The organism is Limnohabitans sp. (assembly GCF_044373035.1).
Lineage (GTDB): Bacteria > Pseudomonadota > Gammaproteobacteria > Burkholderiales > Burkholderiaceae_C > Limnohabitans_A.
Map to the genome: position 1 here is coordinate 1 of NZ_JBILQU010000195.1, position 3109 is coordinate 3109.

At 59.5% G+C, this 3109-nt stretch carries 8 protein-coding genes; 6 read left to right on the forward strand and 2 right to left on the reverse strand.

Annotated features, from left to right (window positions below; translation table 11 throughout):
• Positions 1 to 119: 119 nt before the first annotated feature.
• Positions 120 to 530, reverse strand: coding sequence for a type II toxin-antitoxin system RelE/ParE family toxin (locus ACIQ47_RS15715; protein ID WP_396438977.1), 411 nt, complete (start codon positions 528 to 530; stop codon positions 120 to 122).
• The gene (locus ACIQ47_RS15720) at positions 523 to 843 is read right to left on the reverse strand and encodes a type II toxin-antitoxin system Phd/YefM family antitoxin (RefSeq protein WP_396438978.1); all 321 of its coding nucleotides are present in this window, start codon (positions 841 to 843) and stop codon (positions 523 to 525) included. Before ACIQ47_RS15720 ends, ACIQ47_RS15715 begins: the two co-directional genes overlap by 8 nt.
• Positions 844 to 1031: 188 nt before the next feature.
• Between ACIQ47_RS15720 and ACIQ47_RS15725 the strand changes: the two genes are divergently transcribed.
• The 6 genes from ACIQ47_RS15725 to ACIQ47_RS15750 form a co-directional block, all read left to right on the forward strand.
• Complete coding sequence (locus ACIQ47_RS15725) at positions 1032 to 1196, forward strand: XRE family transcriptional regulator (protein ID WP_396438979.1); 165 nt, start codon at positions 1032 to 1034, stop codon at positions 1194 to 1196.
• A 58-nt stretch (positions 1197 to 1254) separates the two neighbouring features.
• Positions 1255 to 1479, forward strand: a complete 225-nt coding sequence (locus tag ACIQ47_RS15730; protein ID WP_396438980.1) for an addiction module protein — start codon at positions 1255 to 1257, stop codon at positions 1477 to 1479.
• 43 nt (positions 1480 to 1522) lie between these two features.
• Positions 1523 to 2062 (forward strand): DUF924 family protein, encoded by a 540-nt coding sequence (locus ACIQ47_RS15735; protein WP_396438981.1) that lies wholly within the window; start codon positions 1523 to 1525, stop codon positions 2060 to 2062.
• Positions 2063 to 2113: 51 nt separating this feature from the next.
• Positions 2114 to 2404 carry a nucleotidyltransferase family protein gene (locus ACIQ47_RS15740; RefSeq protein WP_296292608.1) on the forward strand — a complete coding sequence of 97 codons (291 nt, stop codon included), beginning with the start codon at positions 2114 to 2116 and terminating at the stop codon, positions 2402 to 2404.
• Positions 2401 to 2748, forward strand: a complete 348-nt coding sequence (locus tag ACIQ47_RS15745; RefSeq protein WP_396438982.1) for a DUF86 domain-containing protein — start codon at positions 2401 to 2403, stop codon at positions 2746 to 2748. The genes ACIQ47_RS15740 and ACIQ47_RS15745 overlap by 4 nt, the downstream gene beginning before the upstream one ends.
• A gap of 113 nt (positions 2749 to 2861) precedes the next feature.
• Positions 2862 to 3109 (forward strand): pyridoxamine 5'-phosphate oxidase family protein (locus tag ACIQ47_RS15750; RefSeq protein WP_396438983.1); only part of this gene is annotated, 248 nt, incomplete at its 3' end.

The following is a 3109-nucleotide window of genomic DNA, read 5'->3' on the forward strand; positions in this document are numbered from 1 at the left end:
CTGGCGGCCACAAAGGTGAGGTATTCGGCTGCAGATGAGCGAATGGTGGGGAGGTTTTTTTTGCTGCTCATGCGGGTTGCTCCTCAGATTGAATTTTGGCCACTGTGGTTTAGAGCTGTTCAGTCATTCGGCGATGGAGCAGACGGCCACAGCCGTGCAAAGTCAAACGAGAGTTGGCGGTGGTGCCAAATGGTCAGCAGGTACACAGTGGCTTCTGCATTGGGGCTTGCATCCTCCACCAGATACAGCATCAGGTAGTCGCCGTGCAGGTATTCGCGCAGGGCATGGGGAGCGCCCGCAGGCATGGCCGCCAGCAGCGCCAGTGCCTCGGCTGACTGCGGTGGGTTGGCTAGGTAGCGCCGCCCCATGCGCGGAAAGCGCCGCAGGTTGGGGATGACAGTGGCGCGAATCTCGGCCAGCAAGTCATCGAACGCAAAGCCAGCATCCGCTTCCACCAAGAACGCCTCAATGGCGTCCAAGCGTTCCAAGAAACTGGCGGTCAGCTCGACCCGGTAAAGCTGATCAGCCACGTTGCTTGGCGGGGCGTTTGGTGGCGGTCTTGCGCTGCTGTTGCAGCTGGGCCAGGGCCGCGTCTGCTTCAAATGTGCGACCCGCTGCGATGTCGGCCAGCCCGCGCTTGGCGTCGTCGATCAACAGCAGGTGGATGCGTTCGCGCTCCAGCCGGTGGTAGTAGTCCAGTCGGTCCGAATCGATCAATGCGACGTAGCTCTCGCCGTTTTTGGTGATGATCTTTTCTGCGCCAGCCTTGGCCTGGTCGGCCAGTTCGGACAGATGGGAACGTGCTTGCGTGAATGGCACGACATCGCTGGCAGAAAAACCCATGACTGTCTCCTTGGACATTGCAGAATTCTGCGCATTTTAAAGCGAATACGTGACCAACCTGAAAACTGAATTTGGACGGTGGAAGCCCATTCACGCAACGAAGCATACAGCACTCATAAAAGACAAAAGCATCATGCAAATAGATTGCCTTTGGGTTCATTTTTGCCTTGTTTGGGGGATGGAGGGTTATGGTCGGAAGCACGCCACAGGCCTCTCGCGCTGGCATCAGCCAACCGCGCATGAACGATCTGGTGAAGGGCCGCACCCATAAATTCACGCTTGACGCACTCGTCAACGTGGCGGCGAAATTGGGTTACACCGTCAAGCTGTCTTTGAAGAAGCGGGCGGCTTGAATTTCCTTGTGTGCTGAACTTAGCTAAACTGACTTGTCCCTGCCCTTTGGAGTCCCACATGCCCACCGCCAAACAACTCTGCGATCAAGCATCACAACTGCCCCCCGACGAGCGCATGGCTTTGGTCGATCAGATCCTGGACACCCTAGATGAGCGGGACGAGTCTCTGGATGCTCAATGGGCGCAAGAGGCAGAGTCCCGGTTGGCGGCTTACCGCCAGGGTGAGGTTCAAGCCATTCCCTTGAACGAGGTCATTTCCAAATACCAAGTCAAAACGGTATGAGCGTGCGCCTCCTTCAAATTGGCAAGGTCGGGTGAACTGAGTCATGCAACCCCACCCCATCCTCCACTTCTGGTTCACCGAACTCACCCCCAAGCACCACTTCGCCAAAGACGCCGCATTGGATGAAGCCATCCGCACCCGCTTCGGTGCCACGCTGGATGCTGCGGCGCGGTGTGAGTTGTTTGCCTGGCGCGCCACACCCGAGGGGCGCTTGGCCGAGGTCTTGGTGCTCGACCAGTTCTCGCGTAATGTGTACCGCGACACGCCACGCGCCTTTGCGCAAGACGCGCTGGCCTTGGCGCTGGCACAAGAGCTGGTGGCCAGCGGGCAAGACCGCAGCCTGCCCTTGGCGCAGCGCAGCTTTGCGTACATGCCCTACATGCACAGCGAGTCCGCCCTGGTGCATGCGCAAGCGGTGGTCCTGTTTGATCAGCTGGGCATGGGAGACACCCTGCGCTTCGAGCAGCGCCACCAAGCCATCATCGAGCGCTTTGGCCGCTACCCCCACCGCAACGCCATCCTGGGCCGCGAGTCCACGCCTGAGGAGCTGGCGTTTTTGAGTGAGCCGGGGTCGGGGTTTTAGACGAGCCACCCTGAGTGGGCAGCGGCGGTCAATCGCTTTAAACTACCGCCCATGCGCCCCTCCCAAGCACTCAGCCAACATCGCGACGCCGTCTGCCAAGCCGCAGCACGCTACCGCGTGACCAACCCGCGCGTGTTTGGTTCGGCTTTGCATGGTCATGACATTGAGGGCAGTGACTTGGATTTGTTGGTCGACCCTCTGCCCGGCACCACGCTTTTTGACCTCGGTGGCTTGCAAGACGAGTTGCAAACCTTGTTGGGCGTGTCCGTGGATGTGCTCACGCCCAAAGACTTGCCCGCCAAGTTTCGGGATGCTGTAGTGCAAGAAGCCCGCCCGCTATGACGATCAACCGTTTGCCCGATTATTTGGGTCACATGCGCCAAGCGATCGCTGACGCACAGGCGTTCACAGAAGGTATGGCGCAACCCGATTTCGAGCAGGACAAGCGCACCCAGCAGGCGGTGGTGATGAGCCTGATTGTGTTGGGTGAAGCGGCCACAAAGGTCATGGACCAGCACCCTGAATTTGCCGCAGAGCATGCGGAAATTCCATGGCGAAGCATGCGCGGCATGCGCAACCGCATTGCACACGGTTATTTCGACATCGACCTTGCCGTGGTTTGGGGCACGTTGCAAACAGCCCTGCCCACACTCAAAGTCCAGCTGGAACTGATACAGGACAAATAAGCGCGTACCCAACCGTGGTGGCCTAAATATCCATAGCTCGCCCTTGCCAAATACCCAAAATGGGTATGAACCAACCCAATTTGGGTACATCGCCACACAGAAGCAACCCACCTATGGCTGCCCCACACATCACCACCCTCACCGCCCTGCGCGAGCTGTACGGCCCCGCCCGAGAGCGCGCGCTCAAAAAAGAAATCCCGACGCTGGACGCGCATGCGGTGCAGTTCGTTGGGCTGTCGCCTTTTGTGGTGCTGGCCAGCAGCGACGCAGACGGACACATGGACGCGTCGCCGCGCGGGGGCGAGCCGGGTTTCGTCAAGGCGCCCGACGCGCACACGCTGCTGCTGCCCGACGCACCGGG

Bases quoted from the DNA above. Each gene is read 5' to 3' on its own strand.
- ACIQ47_RS15730 (WP_396438980.1), top strand. From the start codon at position 1,255: ATGCCCACCGCCAAACAACTCTGCGATCAAGCATCACAACTGCCCCCC.
- ACIQ47_RS15735 (WP_396438981.1), top strand. From the start codon at position 1,523: ATGCAACCCCACCCCATCCTCCACTTCTGGTTCACCGAACTCACCCCC.
- ACIQ47_RS15720 (WP_396438978.1), bottom strand. From the start codon at position 843: ATGGGTTTTTCTGCCAGCGATGTCGTGCCATTCACGCAAGCACGTTCC.
- ACIQ47_RS15745 (WP_396438982.1), top strand. From the start codon at position 2,401: ATGACGATCAACCGTTTGCCCGATTATTTGGGTCACATGCGCCAAGCG.
- ACIQ47_RS15725 (WP_396438979.1), top strand. From the start codon at position 1,032: ATGGTCGGAAGCACGCCACAGGCCTCTCGCGCTGGCATCAGCCAACCG.
- ACIQ47_RS15740 (WP_296292608.1), top strand. From the start codon at position 2,114: ATGCGCCCCTCCCAAGCACTCAGCCAACATCGCGACGCCGTCTGCCAA.